The organism is Alishewanella sp. HL-SH06 (assembly GCF_052656265.1).
Genome location: NZ_CP199752.1, coordinates 2,817,298 through 2,838,503, shown reverse-complemented (window position 1 = coordinate 2,838,503; position 21,206 = coordinate 2,817,298). Strand labels below are relative to the sequence as shown.

The window sequence follows — 21,206 nt, the reverse complement described above, 5'->3', positions numbered from 1 at the left end:
TGCCATGTCAGATCTGAAAATATTAATTGTGGAAGATGATGCCGGTTTACGCGAAGCCTTAATCGATACACTGAGTTTGGCTAATTATCAGGTGCTCAGTGCCGCCAGTGCCGAAGAAGCCTTGCTGCTATTAAAAAAACAAAGTGTGCAGCTGGTGATCAGTGACGTGCAAATGGGCTCGGTATCCGGTTTAACCTTGTTAAAAACCTTACGCGAACAATATCCGCAATTACCCGTACTGATGATGACGGCCTATGCCACTGTGCAAGATGCGGTTGAGGCGATTCGTTTAGGGGCGATTGATTATTTATCGAAACCGTTTTCACCTGAGGTGCTGGTCAGTACGGTAGCGCGTTATGTGGTCGCTGAGCCAACAGACAGCTTTACGCCGATTGCCGCGGCCGAGCAGAGCAAAGCCTTGTTACAATTGGCCGAGCGGGTGGCGCATTCTGAAGCCAGTGTGATGATCTTAGGCCCCAGTGGCTCGGGAAAAGAAGTGCTGGCACGGTATATTCATCAACAATCAGCCCGTGCAGCTGAGCCTTTTATCGCCATTAATTGCGCAGCGATCCCCGATAATATGTTGGAATCTACCCTATTTGGTTACGAAAAGGGTGCGTTTACCGGCGCGGTGGCGGCGTGTCCGGGTAAATTTGAACAAGCACAAGGCGGTACCATCCTGCTGGATGAAATTACTGAAATGCCGATGAATTTGCAGGTGAAACTCTTACGAGTGCTACAAGAGCGCGAAGTAGAGCGGTTGGGCAGTCGTAAGACTATTAAGTTGGATGTGCGCATTTTAGCCACCAGTAATCGAGAGCTTGCTCAAGCGGTAGCCGATGGCCTGTTTCGTGAAGATTTGTATTATCGTTTAAATGTCTTTCCGTTAAGTTGGCCTGCATTAGCCCATCGCCCGGAAGATATTGTGCCATTGGCGGAGCATTTATTGCGCCGGCATTGCCATAAACAACAACGGCCAACCTGCCAGTTGAGTAAAGCGGCTAAGCAGCGTTTAACCCAGCACAGCTGGCCAGGGAATGTGCGCGAGCTCGATAATGTGATCCAGCGTGCTTTAATTTTACAAGGCGGTATTGAGATTGCGGCGGCTGATATTTTATTAGAAGTGCCGGGTTCACTTGGGCAAAGTGCCGTGCCACGCGTGCAAGGTATTAGTGCGACCATGGCAGATAGCACTGATTTTAAAACTGAAATTCATGAGCAAGAGCATAAGCTTATTCTCGCCACGCTACAGGCTTGTGCTTTTAAACGCAAAGACGTAGCAGAAAAACTCGGTATCAGTGATCGCACTTTGCGTTACAAATTAGCGCGGATGCGCGAGTCAGGTATTGATATTCCGGCTTAAGCTAGCCTCATACGTCATTTCACTACAAAGCCTTACGCTGCTTGGCAACGAATGCCGATGCTGCGTAAGGCTATCTTGTTATAACCCCTGTTTTCCCTGTGTTTGGCGAGTTGGCACAACTTCTGCTTAGTCTGTTATATCCTCGTAAATAACAAAATTTTGACAGGCAGCATTATGGAAATTAAAGGTCAGGCGTTATATGCCCAAATGCAAAGCATGGCAACCCAAGCACGTGCTTTGCCCTTCGAAGCCGATCCAAGCATGGCGGTGCAGCCGACAAACAGCAGCCAGTCAGATTTTTCTACCTTGTTTAAAAACGCGCTAGGCAGTGTTAATGAATTACAGCAACAAGCTGGTGCAATGCGAAATGCCGTTGAATTGGGCGATCCAAAGGTGTCATTGGCGCAAGCCATGATTGCATCACAAAAATCCTCTTTGGCTTTCGAAGCGACCGTGCAAGTTCGTAATAAAGTGGTCGAAGCCTATAAAGAAATTATGTCGATGCCGGTCTAATTAGACAGACAGCGCAAGCAGGAGAAGTATGGTGGCAGATAATCAATCGACAGAACTGGCGTTAACCAACACCGATTTTAGTAATGACAATCAAGCGCAAAACAAGGCGGGCTTTTTAAGTTCCCTGGGTGGAAGTGGTGATTTGCTAAGACAGGTGACGTTGATCGTGGCGTTAACCATTTGTTTGGGTATTGCCATCTTGATTATCCTGTGGGCTAAAACCCCTGAAATGCGGCCACTAGGCACTTACAACACGCAGGAGCTTATCCAAACGCTCGATCATTTAGACGCGCAAAAAGTGAAATACAAATTAGAAGGTAACGTTATTTTAGTGCCTGAAGATTCTTTACAAGATGTGCGCTTAGGTTTGTCTCGTGCAGGTTTAAACCAAGAACCGTCATTGGGTACCGAGTTTTTATTACAAGACAGCGGTTTTGGGGTGAGTCAACGTTTAGAAATGGAACGGCTAAAACACAGCCGTGAGCAACAGCTAGCGAGAACTATTGAAGAGCTTCAAAGTATTGCCAGAGCTCGGGTACTACTGGCTATTCCTAAAGAAAACGTGTTTGCTCGACAACAATCCTTACCGTCCGCCACGGTCTTAGTCACTGCACGTGGCGGCCGAGTGATCCGCGATAGTGAAGTTGATGCGATTGTCGATTTAGTTGCCTCAGCCGTACAAAGTTTAGAGCCAAGTCGTGTCACCGTTACCGATCAAAATGGCCGTTTACTAAATAGCGGTTCTCAAAGTGGCAGTTCAGCCCGCAATCGTCGTGAATTAGAAATGCAACGTAGTCATGAAGATGAGTATCGTCAGAAAGTTGATTCCATCTTATTACCGGTACTGGGCATGGGAAATTATACTGCGCAAGTTGATTTAATGATGGACTTTACCGCTGTTGAGCAAACCCAAAAACGCTATAACCCAGATTTACCAGCAATTCGCAGCGAAATGGTGATTGAAGAAAACAGCGTTGGCGGCGGCAGTGGCGGTATTCCTGGCGCGTTGTCCAATCAACCGCCGATGCCTTCGGCAATTCCTGAACAAGCTACTGGGGGCAGTTCACAAGCGGTGATCCCGGGGCGCAATAGTCGTGAGTCTACTCGTAACTTTGAGCTTGATACTACAATTAGCCATACCACTCAGCAAAGTGGTGTTATACGTCGCTTAAGTGTGTCGGTTGCGGTCGATTATAAACAAGGCGTCCCTCAAGACGACGGCACCCTTGGCCCCGCCACTCCGATGGCGCAAGCAGAATTAGAGAATATTCGCCGTTTATTACAAGGTGGCGTTGGCTTTGATGTTCAGCGCGGTGATACTATTGAAGTGATTTCGGTACCTTTCGTTCGTGAACAAGTCGAAGCATTAACTGATGTGCCGATTTATGAACAAGATTGGTTCTTGCAAGTCGTTAAGTTGGTGATGGGTGGTTTGGTTATCATTGTGCTGCTACTCTTTATTGTACTGCCAATGCTGAAGAAACTCATGAACCCAACTGAAACCGTTGATACTTATGATGAACAAGCTATGACAAATGGTTTAGATCTGGGTAATGATGACGATATAGCTGTGGCACAATTTGATGAGAAGTCAGTCGGATTTGCCCCAGATGGCACCCTGATGTTACCCGATTTACATGGTGACGAAGATTTATTAAGAGCGGTGCGTGCCTTAGTGGCAAACGAACCAGAGCTGTCCTCATTGGTAGTTAAGAATTGGTTATCTGAAGATGAATGAGAAAAAAGAAGTTAAAATCTTTGATGTCAATAAGTTAGATGGTGTCGAAAAGGCCGCTATCTTATTACTGAGTTTGTCAGAAGAAGACGCCGCGCAAATTCTTAAGCATTTAGAGCCGAAGCAGGTTCAGCGGGTTGGTATGGCGATGGCGCAAACTACTGATTTGAACCAAGGTAAGATTTCAGCGGTACATCGGCGTTTTATCGAACAGATTCAGAATTTCAGCACCATTGGTTTCCAGAGCGAAGAGTTTATCAAGCGAGCATTAACGGCGGCGTTAGGTGAAGAGAAAGCGGCAAACCTGATTGACCAAATTGTTCTTGGTGGAGGGGCCCGCGGCCTCGACTCGTTAAAATGGATGGATTCAAAGCAGGTTGCCAATATTATTCGCAACGAGCACCCGCAAATTCAAACTATCGTTTTATCTTATTTAGAGCCGGAGCAATCGGCCGAAATCTTATCGCAGTTTTCAGAAAAAGTGCGATTAGACTTAACCATGCGCATTGCAAACCTTGAAGAAGTTCAACCCGCTGCGTTGCAAGAGTTGAATGAGATTATGGAGAAACAATTTGCCGGTCAAGCAGGTGCACAAACCGCGAAAATGGGCGGCTTAAAAGCAGCGGCCGATATCTTGAACTACCTAGATACCAACTTAGAAGGTCAGCTGATGGATTCTATCCGTGAGCATGACGAAGAAATGGCGCAACAAATTCAAGATCTGATGTTTGTGTTTGAAAACCTGATTGACGTTGATGATCGTGGTATCCAAGCCATTCTGCGTGAAGTACAACAAGATGTATTAATGAGAGCCTTAAAAGGCACCGATGAGAATCTGAAAGAGAAAATCTTGAAGAACATGTCGAAACGCGCAGCTGAATTATTACAAGACGATCTAGAAGCGATGGGCCCAGTTCGGGTAAGTGAAGTTGAAACCGCGCAAAAAGAGATTTTATCGGTGGCACGACGCTTGTCTGATGCCGGTGAAATTATGTTAGGCGGCGGCGGTGGCGAAGAATTCGTTTAAGCGCGAGGGCTAGATGAGTAAAGATGCGTTTCGATATAAAAAACCTTTTTCGCCTGACGAAGAGGTTTCCGATCTGCTGCAAACTTGGGATACCCCTGATATGACGGCAGATACCGAAATGCTGCCAGGGCATACTAATGCACTGAATTTAAGACGCCCAAGCCCAACAACTACCTCTGACCCAGCCGAGGAAGAAGAAAGCTTTAAACCGCTCACTGCGGCCGACATGGAGCAACTGCGCCAATCGGCTTATGATGAAGGCTTTGCCGAGGGTAAAGACGAAGGCTTTAGTAAAGGGTACAACGAAGGCCGTGAACAAGGGCAACAAGATGGCTTAACGCAAGGTTTGGCTGAAGGCAAAAAACAAGGCCTAGCGGCGGCGCAGCCCGATATCGATGAAAAATTGGCGCAACTAACGGCGTTAATCGAACAATTACAGCAACCGCTGGCCGATTTAAATCAGCAAGTTGAGCAGGCATTAACCGAGTTAGCTTTAGCAATGGCCAAAGTAGTGATCGGCGTTGAAGTCAAAACCAATCCTCAGGTGATTCTGCAAGCCTTGCAAGAAGCCACTGCGGCCTTACCGATGCAAGCGGGTCAACTGCTGATTAAACTGCATCCAGAGGATTTAGCCATTATCCGCGAACATTATTCTGCAGATGATTTACAGCAACGCCAATGGCAATTACGTGCTGAGCCATTGGTAGAACAAGGCGGTTGCTTGGTAGAAGCCGAAAAATCCAGTGTCGACAGAAGTTTGACGCAACGTCTACAAAGCAGCTTGGAACACTTCCTGCATCAGTCCTCTCCAGAGTAAACCGCTTTTTATCTGACAATGCTGCTTATGCAGCACAACACAGGGGTTTTATGACTGAACCTGTCAGCTTGCTTAACCGTGTTAAGCAGCAACATCAGTATATACATCAGAGCCGGCCGATGGTTTCTGGCCGCTTAGTGCGTGTAGTTGGCTTAACGCTGGAAGCCGTGGGCTGCAGCGCGGCTATTGGCCAAGCCTGTTTAGTCGACAGTGCTCGCGGCCAAATTATGGCGGAAGTGGTGGGTTTTGCCCAAGAGCGCGTGTTTTTAATGCCGCAAGATGATATTGACGGTGTGGTGCCGGGCGCTCGGGTCACGCCGCTGTTGCAGCACAAAGGTGTGCCGCTCAGCATGGCATTGCTGGGGCGGGTGATTGATGGTGTGGGCCAACCGCTGGATGGCAAAGGGCCAATTACAGCAACACACTATGCTACAGGTAAAGGTAAACCGATAAATCCGCTACATCGGCGGCCAATTAAGCAGCCGCTAGATGTCGGGATCCGCTCTATTAACGCCATTTTAACCGTTGGCAAGGGTCAGCGTATGGGTTTATTTGCCGGCTCTGGCGTTGGTAAAAGTGTGCTGCTGGGCATGATGACGCGCGGCACGGCTGCGGATGTCATTGTGGTGGGCTTAGTAGGTGAGCGGGGACGCGAAGTAAAGGAATTTATCGATGAAATTTTAGGTGACGAGGGTAAGAAACGCTCTGTCGTAGTTGCCGCACCGGCCGATGTGTCACCGTTAATGCGTTTAAAAGGTTGTGAAACGGCGGTGCAAGTCGCTGAGTATTTTCGTGATCAAGGCCTTGATGTATTACTGCTGATTGACTCTATTACGCGTTATGCCCAAGCGCAGCGCGAAATTGCTCTAGCTGTGGGTGAGCCACCCGCCACGAAGGGCTATCCACCTTCTGTGTTCGCCAAATTACCGGCACTGGTTGAACGTGCAGGTAATGGCTCGGGCAATCAAGGCTCAATAACCGCTTTTTATACCGTGCTATCAGAAGGTGACGATCTACAAGATCCGATCGCCGATGCGTCACGCGCTATTTTAGATGGCCACATTGTGTTGTCGCGCAGTCTTGCCGATGCCGGGCACTTCCCGGCAATTGATATTGAAAAATCGATCAGTCGAGTCATGCCCGCGGTAACCAGCGAGCAACACCAGTTGATGGCGCGCAGTATTAAGCAGTTATATGCCAGTTATCAGCAAAGCAAAGATTTAATTGCCATAGGCGCTTATGTACGAGGCAGTGATCCGCAGTTAGATTTGGCCATCAACATGTTGCCGCGCATCAATACCTTCTTACAGCAAGGCATGAAAGAAATTGTGCAATATGATGAGTGTCTGACGCTGCTTAGTCAGTTGGCTCCCCAACCGAAGCGAGCTAACTAATGGCCAATGAACGTTTAACGTTGTTAATTAAAGTACAAAAAGAGCGTGAGGAAACCTTGCAGGCGCAATTTGTACGAGCACAGCAAGCGTTTGTGCAGGCTGAGCAAAAATATCAAGGCTTAGCTGATTATCGCACTGAATATATTCAGCAAAGCTTGCAGCAAGGCAGTGCCGGCCTCGGTGGTCGCCAATATAATCAGTATGTAAGTTTTATCAGTAAGTTAGATCAGGCATTAACTCAGCAAGGTCGGGTAGTACAGCAAAATCGTAACGCGGCAGAGCAGCGGCGGCAAACCTGGTTAAAAATGCAGACCAAGCGTAAAGCTTTAGAGATCTTGGTTGAACAAGCTCGACAAAAAGAATTTCAACTAGCAGAAAAACAACAACAAAAACTGGCCGATGAATACGCGGCGCAACGTTTTTATCAACGTACTAAACAGACAGAGCAGTACTAAACCATTACAAACAGTTAAAAGTGGCGCGGTTTTTGTATGGTATTTGCATATAAATAGGCTTACACAGCAGCTTAGATGCAGGCGGAGTAACAGATGACTCAAGGCTTACAGTTTTCCCTAATGTTTAACGGCTTAGACAGCACGCCTTCTGGCGAGCAGGCTGCACCTGGGCAATTTAATGACCCGGCCAGTGCGCAGCAAGCCGGCGTGTTTCAACAATTGCTGCAAGATAAGCAACAAAAGAGTACTGCAGGGCAAAATGTTGCCGCCAATTCGCGCCAAGCTGACAAAGCTCAAGCGACTTCTTTAGAAAGCAGCGAGTCCACAAAGTCTAGCATTACTAAGCCTGCTGTAACGACAGCCGATAATCGTGCAGTTGTTGCTGAGCCGAAAATGTTAACCGATCCCATGCTATTGGATAGCGTTGACGCATTAAGCGAACTCGCCCCTGATTTAGATATTGCCGAGCAGTGGTTGGGGTTAATTAAACAATCTACGGATACCAGTACACAGTTACGTTACCGAGCGCAGGTGGCTGCTGAGTTTTTTCAAATTCAACCCAAACCAGATTTTCAAACTATCGGGCCTGTACCCTTACCCGAAGATAGCCTTTTTAGCGAAGTAGATGCGCAGTTTTTTAGTTTAGACATGCCTGCTGGCGATGTTGAATTAAACACTTTTACTGCGGCACAATTGGCCGCGAGTATGCTACCCAAAGAGGCACTAACTGCTGAACAGCAAGCGTCAAATGCAGCAGCAACCGATGTAATAGACACCAATGCAGCCGTATTAGCTAAGCTCTCGTCAAGCGACGAGCAAAAGGCCACAGCGCTTGGTCATGATAGCGCGAAATCGGCATTGAGTAATGCCTCAGCGGCAGCAACTACCTTGAGTGATAAAGCGCTTACTCAAGCTCAGCAGGATGAGCAAGCGCAAGCTGCGGCATTGTTAGCCTTAAAGCAAAAAACCAGTGCCACACAATTTACGCTAAATGACAGCCCAGTAACTGATCGCCTGACACCGATTATCCCGATAACGGATGATGCGGCGCTGACCGAGGTTATTGACTCAAACTTAGGTGATGTTGCGCCAGAGAAAGCGGCCGATAAAGCCGCAGCGCTGGCGTCGTTAGAGCCTTTAGCAGTAAAGGCAGAGACCAAAGTGGTGCTGGATGAGCAAACGGTTCAAGCGTTAACGGCAAAACAACAAAATGAACAAAGTTTACAAACCGCTGAGCTTAGCTCAGTTGACCTTGAGCTAGAAAACTCGCGCATTACGTTGCCAGAGCAAGCGGTTGCAATTAAGTCAGCGGCCAGTAATCAATCTGAAACCGGCGCTTTAAATAAGATGGCCAGTCAGAGCAACTCTGTCAACACCATAGCGAGTCAATCCGTTAGTTCACTGGCCGCTGCAGCTCAGCAAAATGACAGTAACGCCGACATTTTGACCGCTGAAGCGGAGCAAACCGAGCAGGCGTTAGCCGACTTAGAGACACAATTGGCCGCCAGTAACAGCCTAAATAGCAAAACCAGTCAGGTAGAGACGCCGCAGGCGAGCGTCTCGGCAGTAAATTCTACCGCGATACCTTCAAGCGATCAGAGCGCAGCAACTGCGGCTATGCAAAGTGCGCCGTTACAACCTGTTTCGCTAAATAATGTGACGGAAGATCAAGCTGAGCCTATTATTGTTACTGCCCCGACAGCCGAGTTAACTAAAGTGCCTACAGCCAGTGTCGAGACTGCCGCAAACACCAAGTTAAACACCCTTGAGAATGTGGCCAAAAATGCCACTAACAGCGAGCAACAACATGAGCAATCGGGCCAGCAACGCCAAGATGCTCGCCAGTTTGCCACGGTAAACCTAGAAGTGAGTTTGGCCCAGCAAGCGAATAACGTGCCAGTCGCCAGTAGCAGCTCACCGACAGCAAGTGAATTAGCCAATAATATGCTGCGCGCTGAGGGTTTCGCTGGCGCTTTAGAACAACAAACGCGCGCTAATCAAAGCAAAGCCCCTGTAGCAACCTTACCCACCAGTATGCAGCAGCTACAATTACAGCAAGATGCGGCTGGTCAGTTACGAGAACGCGTGCAAATTATGGTAAGGCAAAATATTCAGGTGGCGGATATTCGTTTAGATCCCGCCGAATTGGGGCAAATGCAAATTCGCGTTAACTTACAGCAAGAACAAGCTTCGGTGCAGTTTATAGTGCAACAAGCCAATGCTAAAGAGCTATTAGAGCAACAAATGCCGAGATTACGTGAATTATTGCAACAACAGGGCATTCAATTAGGCGAAGGTCAGGTGCAACAGCAATCGCGACAAGACCGGCAATCTGCTGATTCTGGCTCGCAGCAAGGCCAGGGCCAAGGTTCGGCGCTGTTTGATGATATTGATGGCCCAGTGCAAGAGCGCAGTGTCGAGGTGCAACATAGTGAGCGTATCGTGGATTACTATGCCTAAGCAGACTGAGATGATTTAGCCGTTTGGCGGCTGAAAGTAAGTCGATTTCACAGTTATCACGGCTTTTCGTTTACAACAGCCGTGACTGGTGAGCATAATACCAGTAATTTAGTCAGTTTTTTGACGGCAAAGGGAGCCATACAGAATGGCAGATAATGAGTTAGAGATTGTTGATCAGGGAGCCAAAAAGAAAAAGCTTATGATGCTGATTGCGCTCGTGGTGGTATTAGCGGGTGCCGGTGGCGGTTATTTTTTCTTTATGGGTTCAGATACACCCGCTGCCAGTGCTGAAGTGGCTGAAGAAGGGAGTGGAACTGCTGCCGACGGTACATCGGTGGTGCAGGGTACGGCGCTTTATGTGCAATTGCCGCGACCATTCGTATTTAACGTAGCCGGTTTATCGCGAGATCGCTTAGTGCAAATCCGGGTGCAATTAATGGTGCGAGGCGAAGCAAATCAAGCGCTGGCGCTGAAGAATATTCCGTTAATTGAAAGCGCCTTATTAGCCACCTTTAGTGCTGCTAATGCTGACGAGTTAATTTCAGCTACAGGCAAAGAAGAATTAAAGAACAAAGCGTTAATTGATTTACAAAACGCCATGCTGGATGTGGTGGGTTCTGTGGTGATAGCCGAAGTGCTATTTACCGGTTTTGTTATGCAATAAGAGTGAGCAACCGTGTCCGATTTATTGTCCCAAGATGAAATTGATGCGCTATTACATGGTGTCGATGACGTAGAAGAAGAAGATATCGAAGGGATTGAAGCCACAGAAGGGCGTCAATCTATTCAATTCGACTTCTCTTCGCAGGATCGTATCGTCCGTGGTCGGATGCCTACGCTTGAGATGGTAAACGAGCGTTTTGCTCGGCACATGCGCATTAGCTTGTTTAATATGATGCGCCGCACTGCCGAAGTGTCGATTAACGGCGTGCAAATGATTAAATTCGGCGAATATGTGCACACACTATTTGTGCCAACCAGTTTAAACATGGTGCGTTTCCGCCCCTTAAAAGGTACGGGCCTGATTACCATGGAAGCACGGCTGGTGTTTATCTTGGTAGATAACTTCTTTGGTGGTGATGGCCGCTATCATGCCAAAATTGAAGGGCGTGAATTTACGCCTACCGAGCGTCGTATCATTCAGATGTTATTAAAACTCATTTTCGAAGATTATAAAGAAGCCTGGGCGCCAGTAATGGATGTGTCCTTTGAATATCTGGACTCGGAAGTGAACCCCGCCATGGCGAATATCGTCAGCCCCACTGAAGTCGTGGTGGTCAGCTCATTTCATATTGAATTAGATGGCGGCGGCGGTGATTTCCACGTTGCTCTGCCTTATTCAATGCTAGAACCGATACGCGAGTTGTTAGATGCCGGTGTGCAAAGCGATAAAGAAGACACCGATTTACGCTGGTCTAGAGCCTTGCGTGATGAAATTATGGACGTCAAAGTCGATCTCAGCACCAAAATGCTGGAAGTTGACTTGACGCTGCGGCAAATCATGGAATTAAAAGCGGGCGATATTATTCCGGTCGAAATGCCAGAGCATATTACCGTGCTGGTAGAAGATTTACCGACGTATCGTGCGAAGTTGGGGCGTTCTCGCGATAATGTCGCCTTGAAGATTTCCGAGAAGATTAAGCGACCTGAATCGGTTAAGTCTGAGCTACAAGTGTTCACCAAAGGTGGCCGTCGCTTAGACAATGATGCAGATATTTCAGAATTAGAGGCCGATTTATATATCGGTGAGCGGGAAAGAAGGTAACAACGATGGCTGAAGATCAAGACACAATGGACGAATGGGCAGCAGCGATGGCTGAGGCTGAAGGTGGTGATGCAAAAAAGGTCGATCTTGAAGAATTAAAAGACGATAAAGGCAATTCGCTAGATAAGCGTAAACTCGATACTATTTTAGATATTCCCGTGACTATTTCGATGGAAGTAGGCCGCGCTAAAATCAGTATTCGTAATTTGCTGCAACTGAACCAAGGTTCGGTGGTGGAGCTCGAACGGATCGCCGGTGAGCCATTAGATGTGTTAGTTAATGGCACCCTGATTGCGCACGGTGAAGTGGTGGTGGTTAACGACAAATTTGGTATCCGATTAACGGATGTGATTAGCCAAATTGAGCGGATTAAGAAGTTACGTTAATGCGTAATAGTAGCTTACTTTTCGCCTTAACCTGTTGCCTGTGGCTGCCTCTGCAGGCATTAGCTACTGCGCCGCCTGCAACAGACTCACCGCAGCAGCGCGCTGCGGCCACGGTTAAGCCTGCGGTCAACAAGCCAGAGCTGGCTGAGCCGGTACCCGCTGAAGTAGTCACGGACGAGTCTAACCCCTTAGTAAAAGACACCAGCGCGCCATTAGCAGCACCAGCGGCTGACAATAACACAGCAAGCGATCGTACAGCTCGGCTGAAAGCGGCCGAGAATAATAGTGCAGCAACACCCAGCTCGATGACCTTGATGAAAATCGTCATTTCTCTGGCGCTGGTGGTTGTTTTAGTGATTGGTTTGGGGTGGTTGTTTAAAAAACTGTCGTTACGCCTGCCAGGTACTAAACATATTAAAGTCATTTCATCTCTGCCATTAGGGCAGCGTGAACGTATCTTAGTTATTGAAATGCAAGGCAAACAACGTGTTATTGGCGTGACGCCACATAACATTAATTTGCTGTTTGAATTAGAAAATCCGCTTCCCGAAGAAAAGTTGGCATCAGACTTTCATACACAGTTGCAATCATTCCTGAAAAAATAGATTTTTCCATGTTGCGATTGTTGTTTCTGTTGTTGTTAGCTCTGCTAAGTCCTGATCTGTTGGCCGATAATGGCAGTTTATCGGCACTGACTGTAACGACCAATTCTGATGGCTCACAATCTTACAGTGTCACACTGCAAGTACTGGCCATCATGACCGCGCTCAGCTTTGTGCCGGCGATGGTGATCATGATGACCAGTTTTACTCGGATCATCGTGGTGCTGGCCATCCTGCGCCAAGCTATCGGTTTACAGCAAACTCCGTCTAACCAAGTACTTATTGGCATCACGCTGTTTTTAACGTTTTTTATCATGGCGCCGGTGTTTAAAAACATCAATGAGCAAGCCATCCAACCTTACCTTGCTGAAACCCTGGATCCGATGCAGGCACTTGATGCGGCCATTGTGCCTTTAAAAGCCTTTATGCTGCATCAAACGCGGGTTAAAGACTTGGATACCTTTGCGCAGATTGCGGGCTTAGATGTGGCTGTGCAGCCGCAAGATTATCCGATGACTATTGTTATCCCGGCTTTTGTCACCAGCGAATTAAAAACGGCGTTTCAAATAGGTTTTATGTTATTTATCCCGTTCTTGATTATCGACCTTGTGGTAGCCAGCGTCTTGATGGCCATGGGTATGATGATGTTGTCACCTATGATTATTTCCTTACCCTTTAAGTTAATGATGTTTGTGCTGGTCGATGGCTGGATTTTAGTGATGGGCACCTTGGCCACCAGTTATGGAGTCGGCACATGAGTCCAGAGATCTTTGTTGATGTGTTGCGTGATTCATTATTTATCGTGATCTTACTGGTCAGCGCCATTATTTTGCCATCATTGTTTGTCGGTTTAATTGTGGCAATCTTTCAAGCGGCGACCTCGATTAACGAACAAACTTTAAGCTTTTTACCGCGTTTAATTGTCACTTTATTAGCGTTGATGTTCGGCGGGCATTGGTTGGTTCGGGTGATCATGGAATATACCGTCGACTTATATCAAAGCATTCCAACGGTAGTGGGCTAATGGAAATTTTGATGGCAACGCTTTTACAGGCTATTGCTGATTTTCTGCTGCCGCTATGCCGAGTGACAGGTATGTTGATGATTATGGCTGGCTTGGGCGTGCGCACTATCCCCACGCGGATCAAAACCGGTTTAGTGGTGATGATCACGCTAGTGATGATGCCAATGTTGCCAAAAACGGTTTACCCAGAGTTGATTTCTTTTGCCATGGTTTTAGAAGTGCTGTTGCAAATTACCATTGGCTTTGCCCTTGGTTTTATTTCGTTGATGTTTATTAATACCTTTGTGTTGGCAGGGCAATTACTGGCAGCGCAAACCGGTTTAGCCTTCGCATCAATGGCCGATCCGGCGAGCGGCATGACGGTTCCGGCTATCGGTCAGTTTTATCTGATTTTAGCCACCTTGTTGTTTTTTGTGTTCGATGGTCATTTGATTATGATCCAGATGCTAGTGTTTAGTTTCGATACTCTGCCGATTAACGGTCAATGGTGGGATGTGACGCACTACTGGACCATAGTTGAGTTTGGCGGTTGGATGTTTGCCACTTCGCTAGCAATTGCCTTAGCACCGATTGTCGCTATGTTGATGGTCAATTTATCGTTTGGCATCATGACCCGAGCTGCACCGCAGTTGAATATCTTCTCGATTGGTTTCCCTGTAACCATGCTTTCAGGCTTGCTGATTTTATGGTTAACACTCGATACCTTTTTATTCCATTACGATAAACAGTGGCAGCATGTAATTGATTACAGCTGTCGGCTGATCAGTTGCTAGGAGGCTGGCATGGCAGAAGATTCCGGCGCAGAAAAAACCGAACAGCCCACGCCCAAGAAGCTGCAAGACGCAGCAGAAAAGGGCCAGATAGCCCGCTCAAAAGACCTTGGCACGGCTTTTGTGCTTATTGGCAGCGCCGCAGCTTTATTGGTGTTTGGCAAGATGTTAGCCATGGCCGTGCTGACGATTGGTCAGCGCATGTTACGGTTGGATGAAAAAGATATTTTTGAGACAAATTCCATGTTCACTGCCTGGGGGGATGCGGGTGGCGAGCTTATTATGCCCTTAATCGGCATATTTTCTCTGATCCTTATTGCCGCATTTTTAGGTAATACCCTCTTAGGTGGCTTTAACTTTAGTTGGCAAGCCGCAGGCCCTAAAGCCAGTAAAATGGACCCGATGAAAGGTTTAGTGCGCATGTTCGGTCTACAAGCTTTGGTCGAGCTGGGTAAAAGCTTTTTAAAAGTGGCAGTAGTGGTGGGTGTGGCCTTTTTTCTGTTAAAGCTGTTTTTTATGGATATCATGGCGCTGTCGTTAATGAGCGAACCGAATAATATTGAATCAGCGTTATATTTCTTAGGATGGTTGTTTTTAGGGCTTTGTGCTAGTACTTCGTTAATTGCTATCGTCGATGCCCCTTATCAAAAGTGGAATCATGTGCGGCAGTTAAAAATGTCGCTGCAAGAAATTAAAGACGAGCATAAAAACTCGGAGGGTAGCCCAGAGATTAAGGCGCGGATCCGTCGCACGCAAATGCAGATGTCGATGAAACGGATGATGCAGCAAGTCCCCACAGCGGATGTGATCGTCACGAACCCAACGCATTATGCGGTCGCGTTAAAGTATGATCAAGGCAAATTCCGCGCACCGGTGGTGGTTGCCAAGGGCGTCGATGATATCGCCATGCATATTCGAAAAATTGCCAATGGCCATAAAATCCCAGTGATTGAATCACCGGCGCTAGCCCGCTCGATTTATTACACGACTAAACTTGATCACCCGATCCCCGAACAATTATTCGCGGCTGTGGCGCAAGTGCTCGCTTATGTTTTCCAATTACGCTTGTATCGTAAAGGCAAAGGCACTCGGCCGAAAAATCTGGCGAAAGAGCTACCCATCCCTGATGAATTTAAACACTAAACACTAAACACTAAACACTAAACACTAAACACTAAACACTAAACACTAAACACTAATTAGCGAAGCGTGCCGATAAAGTGTCGGCACGGTTTTATCGCTCATTTAGCTGCTTTTCAATAACCTCACCTGATACTGGAACGTTTATTGCTTTAGCCTGTTGTTCCGTCATTAAATTGTCAGGTTATCCATGCAGTTGAGCCAGCTTTACAGTAAATTTGATCGATCCCAACTTCAACACCTTAAGGGTGTCGGCACGCCAGTCTTAATTTTGGCGGCATTGGCTATGGTGGTATTACCGCTGCCACCTTTTATGCTGGATGTCTTATTCTCTTTTAATATCGCGCTGGCGCTGGTGGTGTTGCTGGTCACCATCTATACCAAACGGCCGTTAGATTTCGGTATTTTTCCCAGCGTGATTTTAATTGCGACCATTTTACGTTTAGCGCTTAACGTAGCCAGTACCCGTGTCGTGTTGCTGGAAGGTCATAATGGCGGCGATGCGGCCGGTAAAGTCATTGAAGCCTTCGGCTCGGTCGTTATCGGTGGTAACTATGCCGTGGGTATCGTGGTCTTCCTGATCCTAATTATCATCAACTTTGTGGTAGTGACCAAAGGTGCCGGTCGTATCGCAGAAGTGTCTGCACGTTTTACCTTAGATGCGATGCCTGGTAAGCAAATGGCTATTGATGCTGATTTAAATGCCGGTTTAATTACCCAAGAAGAGGCCAAAGCACGTCGCGAAGATGTGACTAACGAAGCCGACTTTTATGGCTCGATGGACGGTGCCAGTAAATTCGTAAAAGGCGATGCTATCGCCGGTATCGTTATTTTGGTGATCAACCTGATTGGTGGCTTGTTTATCGGCATGATGCAGCACGATCTGAGTTTTGGCGATGCGATGGAAATTTATACTTTGCTGACCATTGGTGATGGCTTGGTTGCGCAGATCCCGGGTTTATTATTATCGATTGGTACTGCCATTATCGTCACCCGCCAAAACAAAGAAGGCGATCTGGGCAAGCAAATGACCAGTCAGTTGGGGGATAACACCCATGTGTTGTTTGTCGCCGCTGGCGTGATGACATTAATGGGCGTTGTGCCCGGCATGCCACACTTTTCATTCTTATCCCTAGCAGCGTTATTGGGCGGCGTAGCTTGGTATATTAAAAAAATTGCCAGTGAAAAAGCGACGGCCTTGCAACCGCGCGCAGCCACGGTTGGCCAACCTAAGCCTGAATCACAAACTGTGAAAGAGATCGGTTGGGACGATGTGCATGGCGTTGATACCATTGGTTTAGAAGTGGGTTATCGTTTGATCCCGCTTGTAGATAAAGCCCAGGGCGGCGAGTTGTTAAATCGGATTAAAGGCGTACGTAAAAAGCTATCACAAGAGTTGGGCTTTTTGGTACCGCCAGTCCATATTCGCGACAACCTTGATTTAGAGCCGAACAGCTACCGGGTGGCTCTGATGGGCGTAACCAATGGTGAGGGGGAATTACGCCACGATAATGAGTTAGCCATTAACCCTGGCCAAGTGTTTGGTACGGTAAAAGGTATTGCCACCAAAGATCCGGCATTTGGCTTGGATGCAGTGTGGATCAGTAAAGATCAGCGTGAACATGCTCAAACACTAGGTTATACCGTGGTCGATGCGGCCACCGTTGTTGCTACGCATCTTAGTCAAATTTTAACTAATCATGCCGCCAGCTTATTAGGCCATGAAGAAGTTCAAAATTTGTTAGATATGCTGGCCAAGCACTCACCTAAGCTAGTGGAAGGCTTAGTCCCTGAAACACTGCCACTGACAACCGTAGTAAAAGTGCTGCAAAACTTATTACACGAGGGTGTGCCTATCCGTGATATGCGCACAATTGTACAAACTTTGGTGGAATATGGCGCAAAAAGTCAGGATGTTGATGTGTTAACTGCGGCTTGTCGTATTTCTTTACGTCGGCTTATTGTGCAAGAGGTGGTGGGCAGTAAACCTGAGATCCCGGTGATTACTTTTGCGCCTGAGCTTGAACAAATGTTGCATCAATCCATGCAGGCTGCGGGTAACGATGGCGCAGGTATTGAACCCGGGTTAGCCGATCGCATTCAGCAGTCATTACAAGAAGCGCATCAAAACCAAGAGTTGACCGGTGAAAGTGCCATTATGCTGACGTCAGGAATTTTACGCTCAGTCATGGCACGATTCGTGAAATACACTATCCCAGGACTACGAGTGTTGTCATATCAAGAGATCCCCGATGACAAACAAATTCGAATCGTTAGTGTAATCGGTCAGCAGAATTAGGAGTAACTCATGAAAATTAAACGCTTTGTTGCCAAAGATATGCGCAGCGCCCTGGCAGAAGTCAAAGAGTTCCTCGGCGCCGATGCAATTATTTTATCTAATAAAAAAGTCGCTGGTGGTGTTGAAATTGTTGCGGCGATTGATGCAGAAGCCCCAGCAGCAACACCTCGCCAAGCCACGCCATCACAGGCTTCTAATACTGCAGAAACGATAGCAAGTGCCAGTGCACGCGCCGAGCCTCGCTTTAGTGTCAGTGTTGATGACGAGCCAGAAGCGGATCCAGCAGATTCATTACGCGCCTTACTCGCCAGACAAATGATCAAGCAACAAGGTCGGGAACCGCAAGCCCCCGCAGCGGCACTAACCAAGCAAAAGGTTGCTGAGCCGGCGTTACAAAAAGCCCCACAATTTGAACGTCAAAATTCTGGCAATACTCAAGCTCAGTCAGCACAATGGCAAGAAATTAGTCAAGCCCAGCAAGCTCAAGCACAATTAATGCAGCAACAGTTCGCCCAAATGCAAACTGAGATGCTGTCGATGCGCCAATTACTGCAGCATCAAGTCTCGGGTTTAATGTGGCAAGATTTAGCTCGGCGCGAGCCCGTGCGGGCACTTGTGATTGAAAATTTGCAACAAATGGGCTTGTCTGAGCAAATCGCTGATCAGTTAGCCTGTTTCATGCCCGATGATTTAAATGCCGCTGCTGCATGGAATACTGCGCTAGAATTACTCACAGGGCAGTTAAATACCACTAATGATGATATTTTGCGTCGAGGCGGGGTTATTGCCTTAGTCGGCCCAACAGGTGTAGGCAAAACCACCACCGTAGCCAAACTTGCCGCGGGTTTTGCCAAACGACACGGTGTTGATCAAGTGGCTTTAATTACCACAGATTGTTTTCGGATTGGTGCTTTTGAACAACTGGCGACATTTGGCCGCATTATCGGTTGCCCAGTTAAACAGGCGAAAGATAGCGAAGAGCTGGCGATATTGTTGAATCAGCTACAACAGCGTAAACTGGTCTTAATTGATACTGCCGGCATGAGTCAACGCGATGTGCGTTTAGCCGAGAAACTTGCGTCATTGGTCCATAATTCTCGTGTTAAAATAAAAAGTTATCTGGTATTGTCAGCCACAGCTCAGGCGCGCGTGATGCAAGAAAGTGTGCAACAATTTAAACGCATTGGCTTATCAGGTTGTATTTTCACCAAATTGGATGAATGTTTAAGTTTAGGTGAAGTGATCAATGTGGCATTACAAAATGCCTTGCCGGTCAGTTACCTAACACATGGCCAACGTGTGCCAGAAGATATTCGGATTCCTGACGCGGCCGATTTAGTAAAAGAAGCGGAGCAGTTACGTCAACAACACAGTGATAACCGCCATCAATGGTATCAAGACGACACAACGCAGGTAGCAGCTGCCTATGCCTAAAGATGTATTAGCCGATGATCAAGCCAGTGGCCTTAGAAAAATGAAAAAACAGATGGTAAAAGTGATTTCCATAACCGGCGGTAAAGGTGGCGTGGGTAAAACCAACGTTACATTGAATCTGGCTATGGCGCTGGCCCAGCTGGGGAAAAAGGTTTTAGTACTTGATGCCGATCTCGGTTTAGCCAATTGCGACGTGATGTTGGGCTTGCGCGTCGATAAAAATTTATCCCATGTCCTTGCTGGATCGGCTACTTTAGACGATATTTTAGTAGAGGGGCCTTACGGTATTAAAATTGTGCCTGCCACCTCCGGTAGTCAAAATATGACGGAGCTTTCTCCGGTAGAACATGCTAGTTTAATTCGTGCCTTCAGTGAATTACACACGCCGGTTGATGTATTATTAGTTGATACCGCCGCGGGTATCTCCGATATGGTGCTTAGTTTCTCTCGTGCCTCGCAAGATGTCTTAATGGTCGTATGTGATGAACCCTCTTCCATTACCGATGCTTATGCTTTAATGAAGATTTTAAGTCGCGACCATGGCGTCGATAAATTTAAAATTGTAGCGAATATGGTGCGCAGCCTAAAAGAAGGCCAAGAATTATTTGCTAAACTGACTCGTGTTACTGATCGATTTCTTGATGTCAGTTTAGAATTAGTGGCCACCGTGCCACAGGATGAAAACGTGCGCAAAGCTGCGCGCAAACAGAAAGCTTTTATTGAAGCCTTCCCAACAACACCGGCGAGTATGGCAATTAAAACCTTAGCGCTTAAAGCCGTGAAATGGCCGTTGCCAGGCAGTGCATCTGGGCATCTGGAGTTTTTTCTGGAGCAGTTAGTACAGCCACAGTCTGATTAGGGGGTTCTGTGAACAGTAAGCTTGCCGCTTATGGTGGCGTAGACCACATGCAACAGTTAGTGGAGCGACAAGCTCCGCTGGTCAAACGTATTGCCTATCACTTATTGGCCCGTTTGCCGGCCAGTGTGCAAGTCGATGACTTAATTCAATCTGGGATGATCGGTTTAATTGAAGCTGCGAAAAATTTCGATGGTAGCAAAGGCGCGAGTTTTGAAACCTTTGCAGGCATTCGTATTCGCGGCGCCATGCTAGACGAAATTCGTCGCGGCGATTGGACGCCGCGTTCAGTGCATCGTAATTCCCGTTTAATTGCCGACACCATCGCCGAGCTAGAAGCTGAGTTGGGTCGCGACGTTAAAGATTATGAAGTTGCAGAAAAACTTGCTATATCATTAGATGAATATCATCATATGATTAGTGATGTTAGCTCGGGTCGAATTATTGGTATTGAAGACCTTGGTATTTCTGAAGACGTGTTGGTCACTGCTGATGATAGCGATACCGATCAGTTATATCAGCATCAAGCTAACAGCGCCTTTAACGATGCACTTGCCAAAACTATCAGCAGTTTACCAGAGCGAGAAGCGTTAGTGCTGTCGCTTTATTATAATGAAGAACTAAACTTAAAAGAGATCGGGGCGGTGCTGGATGTTAGCGAGTCTCGTATCAGTCAGATTCATAGTCAGGCATTGGTGCGTTTAAAAGGCCGAATGCAGGCTTGGTTGTAATGCATCCATATTATCTGGATGACTTTCTCTTCGGAGGGGACTTTGAATAAAAATATGAAAATCCTTGTGGTAGATGACTTTTCTACTATGAGACGCATCATCAAAAATCTGTTGCGCGATCTAGGCTTTACAAATATTTCAGAAGCAGATGATGGCAGCACGGCTTTACCAATGTTACAAGGCGGAGATTTTGACTTCGTGGTCACAGATTGGAATATGCCGGGTATGCAAGGTATCGATTTGCTAAGAGCAATTCGAGCCGATGCTAAGCTGAAGCACATTCCGGTGATGATGGTAACGGCTGAAGCTAAAAAAGAACAAATCATCGCGGCAGCTCAAGCTGGCGTTAATGGTTACATCGTCAAACCTTTTACTGCTGCAACCTTACAGGAAAAGCTGGCGAAAGTATTTGAGCGGATCGGTTAAACCGTTTCT

The 21,206-nt window shown here is 47.1% G+C and carries 21 protein-coding genes; all 21 read left to right on the top strand.

Annotation, left to right across the window (positions count from 1 at the left end; translation table 11 throughout):
• The first annotated feature begins 4 nt into the window (after nucleotides 1-4).
• The 21 genes from ACUJFK_RS13040 (at nucleotide 5) to cheY (ending at nucleotide 21,197) form a co-directional block, all read left to right on the top strand.
• Entirely contained in the window at nucleotides 5-1,363 is a 1,359-nt protein-coding gene (locus ACUJFK_RS13040) for a sigma-54-dependent transcriptional regulator (RefSeq protein ID WP_445425137.1), read from the top strand.
• Between the two features lie 174 nt (nucleotides 1,364-1,537).
• Nucleotides 1,538-1,876, top strand: coding sequence for a flagellar hook-basal body complex protein FliE (gene fliE, locus ACUJFK_RS13035; protein ID WP_306178077.1), 339 nt, complete (start codon nucleotides 1,538-1,540; stop codon nucleotides 1,874-1,876).
• 28 nt (nucleotides 1,877-1,904) lie between these two features.
• Entirely contained in the window at nucleotides 1,905-3,614 is a 1,710-nt protein-coding gene (gene fliF, locus ACUJFK_RS13030; RefSeq protein ID WP_445425136.1) for a flagellar basal-body MS-ring/collar protein FliF, read from the top strand.
• Entirely contained in the window at nucleotides 3,607-4,638 is a 1,032-nt protein-coding gene (gene fliG, locus ACUJFK_RS13025) for a flagellar motor switch protein FliG (RefSeq protein WP_445425135.1), read from the top strand. The genes fliF and fliG overlap by 8 nt, the downstream gene beginning before the upstream one ends.
• A gap of 13 nt (nucleotides 4,639-4,651) precedes the next feature.
• Nucleotides 4,652-5,455: a flagellar assembly protein FliH gene (fliH, locus tag ACUJFK_RS13020; protein WP_445425134.1), complete on the top strand. Its 804-nt coding sequence runs from the start codon at nucleotides 4,652-4,654 to the stop codon at nucleotides 5,453-5,455.
• 50 nt (nucleotides 5,456-5,505) lie between these two features.
• The gene (gene fliI / locus ACUJFK_RS13015; RefSeq protein ID WP_306178080.1) at nucleotides 5,506-6,849 is read left to right on the top strand and encodes a flagellar protein export ATPase FliI; all 1,344 of its coding nucleotides are present in this window, start codon (nucleotides 5,506-5,508) and stop codon (nucleotides 6,847-6,849) included.
• Entirely contained in the window at nucleotides 6,849-7,304 is a 456-nt protein-coding gene (fliJ, locus tag ACUJFK_RS13010; RefSeq protein WP_236129265.1) for a flagellar export protein FliJ, read from the top strand. Before fliI ends, fliJ begins: the two co-directional genes overlap by 1 nt.
• Before the next feature lie 93 nt (nucleotides 7,305-7,397).
• Complete coding sequence (locus tag ACUJFK_RS13005) at nucleotides 7,398-9,764, top strand: flagellar hook-length control protein FliK (RefSeq protein WP_445425133.1); 2,367 nt, start codon at nucleotides 7,398-7,400, stop codon at nucleotides 9,762-9,764.
• Between the two features lie 145 nt (nucleotides 9,765-9,909).
• A complete protein-coding gene (gene fliL / locus ACUJFK_RS13000; RefSeq protein WP_445425132.1) occupies nucleotides 9,910-10,428 on the top strand; it encodes a flagellar basal body-associated protein FliL in 519 nt (172 codons plus the stop codon).
• Between the two features lie 12 nt (nucleotides 10,429-10,440).
• Entirely contained in the window at nucleotides 10,441-11,529 is a 1,089-nt protein-coding gene (gene fliM / locus ACUJFK_RS12995) for a flagellar motor switch protein FliM (RefSeq protein ID WP_306178082.1), read from the top strand.
• 5 nt (nucleotides 11,530-11,534) lie between these two features.
• Nucleotides 11,535-11,915, top strand: coding sequence for a flagellar motor switch protein FliN (gene fliN / locus ACUJFK_RS12990; protein ID WP_226751832.1), 381 nt, complete (start codon nucleotides 11,535-11,537; stop codon nucleotides 11,913-11,915).
• A complete protein-coding gene (gene fliO / locus ACUJFK_RS12985; protein WP_445425131.1) occupies nucleotides 11,915-12,520 on the top strand; it encodes a flagellar biosynthetic protein FliO in 606 nt (201 codons plus the stop codon). The genes fliN and fliO overlap by 1 nt, the downstream gene beginning before the upstream one ends.
• A gap of 8 nt (nucleotides 12,521-12,528) precedes the next feature.
• A complete protein-coding gene (gene fliP, locus ACUJFK_RS12980; protein WP_226751834.1) occupies nucleotides 12,529-13,275 on the top strand; it encodes a flagellar type III secretion system pore protein FliP in 747 nt (248 codons plus the stop codon).
• Entirely contained in the window at nucleotides 13,272-13,541 is a 270-nt protein-coding gene (fliQ, locus tag ACUJFK_RS12975; RefSeq protein WP_226751835.1) for a flagellar biosynthesis protein FliQ, read from the top strand. Before fliP ends, fliQ begins: the two co-directional genes overlap by 4 nt.
• On the top strand, nucleotides 13,541-14,314 hold the full coding sequence (gene fliR, locus ACUJFK_RS12970; protein WP_445425130.1) for a flagellar biosynthetic protein FliR: 774 nt from the start codon (nucleotides 13,541-13,543) through the stop codon (nucleotides 14,312-14,314). The genes fliQ and fliR overlap by 1 nt, the downstream gene beginning before the upstream one ends.
• 9 nt (nucleotides 14,315-14,323) lie before the next feature.
• Nucleotides 14,324-15,454 carry a flagellar biosynthesis protein FlhB gene (gene flhB, locus ACUJFK_RS12965; protein ID WP_445425129.1) on the top strand — a complete coding sequence of 377 codons (1,131 nt, stop codon included), beginning with the start codon at nucleotides 14,324-14,326 and terminating at the stop codon, nucleotides 15,452-15,454.
• A 187-nt stretch (nucleotides 15,455-15,641) separates the two neighbouring features.
• Nucleotides 15,642-17,750: a flagellar biosynthesis protein FlhA gene (flhA, locus tag ACUJFK_RS12960; protein ID WP_445425128.1), complete on the top strand. Its 2,109-nt coding sequence runs from the start codon at nucleotides 15,642-15,644 to the stop codon at nucleotides 17,748-17,750.
• A gap of 9 nt (nucleotides 17,751-17,759) precedes the next feature.
• A complete protein-coding gene (flhF, locus tag ACUJFK_RS12955) occupies nucleotides 17,760-19,184 on the top strand; it encodes a flagellar biosynthesis protein FlhF (RefSeq protein ID WP_445425127.1) in 1,425 nt (474 codons plus the stop codon).
• Nucleotides 19,177-20,043, top strand: coding sequence for a MinD/ParA family protein (locus tag ACUJFK_RS12950; protein WP_445425126.1), 867 nt, complete (start codon nucleotides 19,177-19,179; stop codon nucleotides 20,041-20,043). Before flhF ends, ACUJFK_RS12950 begins: the two co-directional genes overlap by 8 nt.
• Nucleotides 20,044-20,051: 8 nt before the next feature.
• The gene (locus ACUJFK_RS12945; protein ID WP_371930733.1) at nucleotides 20,052-20,771 is read left to right on the top strand and encodes an RNA polymerase sigma factor FliA; all 720 of its coding nucleotides are present in this window, start codon (nucleotides 20,052-20,054) and stop codon (nucleotides 20,769-20,771) included.
• A 42-nt stretch (nucleotides 20,772-20,813) separates the two neighbouring features.
• Nucleotides 20,814-21,197, top strand: coding sequence for a chemotaxis response regulator CheY (cheY, locus tag ACUJFK_RS12940; protein ID WP_226751841.1), 384 nt, complete (start codon nucleotides 20,814-20,816; stop codon nucleotides 21,195-21,197).
• Nucleotides 21,198-21,206 lie beyond the last annotated feature (9 nt).

What these genes read in the sequence shown, in the direction of transcription:
- fliL (WP_445425132.1), top strand. Translation starts at nt 9,910, where the DNA reads ATGGCAGATAATGAGTTAGAGATTGTTGATCAGGGAGCCAAAAAGAAA.
- fliO (WP_445425131.1), top strand. Translation starts at nt 11,915, where the DNA reads ATGCGTAATAGTAGCTTACTTTTCGCCTTAACCTGTTGCCTGTGGCTG.
- fliE (WP_306178077.1), top strand. Translation starts at nt 1,538, where the DNA reads ATGGAAATTAAAGGTCAGGCGTTATATGCCCAAATGCAAAGCATGGCA.
- fliJ (WP_236129265.1), top strand. Translation starts at nt 6,849, where the DNA reads ATGGCCAATGAACGTTTAACGTTGTTAATTAAAGTACAAAAAGAGCGT.
- fliR (WP_445425130.1), top strand. Translation starts at nt 13,541, where the DNA reads ATGGAAATTTTGATGGCAACGCTTTTACAGGCTATTGCTGATTTTCTG.
- flhA (WP_445425128.1), top strand. Translation starts at nt 15,642, where the DNA reads ATGCAGTTGAGCCAGCTTTACAGTAAATTTGATCGATCCCAACTTCAA.
- flhF (WP_445425127.1), top strand. Translation starts at nt 17,760, where the DNA reads ATGAAAATTAAACGCTTTGTTGCCAAAGATATGCGCAGCGCCCTGGCA.
- ACUJFK_RS12950 (WP_445425126.1), top strand. Translation starts at nt 19,177, where the DNA reads ATGCCTAAAGATGTATTAGCCGATGATCAAGCCAGTGGCCTTAGAAAA.
- fliP (WP_226751834.1), top strand. Translation starts at nt 12,529, where the DNA reads ATGTTGCGATTGTTGTTTCTGTTGTTGTTAGCTCTGCTAAGTCCTGAT.
- ACUJFK_RS13005 (WP_445425133.1), top strand. Translation starts at nt 7,398, where the DNA reads ATGACTCAAGGCTTACAGTTTTCCCTAATGTTTAACGGCTTAGACAGC.
- fliH (WP_445425134.1), top strand. Translation starts at nt 4,652, where the DNA reads ATGAGTAAAGATGCGTTTCGATATAAAAAACCTTTTTCGCCTGACGAA.
- fliI (WP_306178080.1), top strand. Translation starts at nt 5,506, where the DNA reads ATGACTGAACCTGTCAGCTTGCTTAACCGTGTTAAGCAGCAACATCAG.
- fliG (WP_445425135.1), top strand. Translation starts at nt 3,607, where the DNA reads ATGAATGAGAAAAAAGAAGTTAAAATCTTTGATGTCAATAAGTTAGAT.
- ACUJFK_RS13040 (WP_445425137.1), top strand. Translation starts at nt 5, where the DNA reads ATGTCAGATCTGAAAATATTAATTGTGGAAGATGATGCCGGTTTACGC.
- fliF (WP_445425136.1), top strand. Translation starts at nt 1,905, where the DNA reads ATGGTGGCAGATAATCAATCGACAGAACTGGCGTTAACCAACACCGAT.
- fliN (WP_226751832.1), top strand. Translation starts at nt 11,535, where the DNA reads ATGGCTGAAGATCAAGACACAATGGACGAATGGGCAGCAGCGATGGCT.
- fliQ (WP_226751835.1), top strand. Translation starts at nt 13,272, where the DNA reads ATGAGTCCAGAGATCTTTGTTGATGTGTTGCGTGATTCATTATTTATC.
- flhB (WP_445425129.1), top strand. Translation starts at nt 14,324, where the DNA reads ATGGCAGAAGATTCCGGCGCAGAAAAAACCGAACAGCCCACGCCCAAG.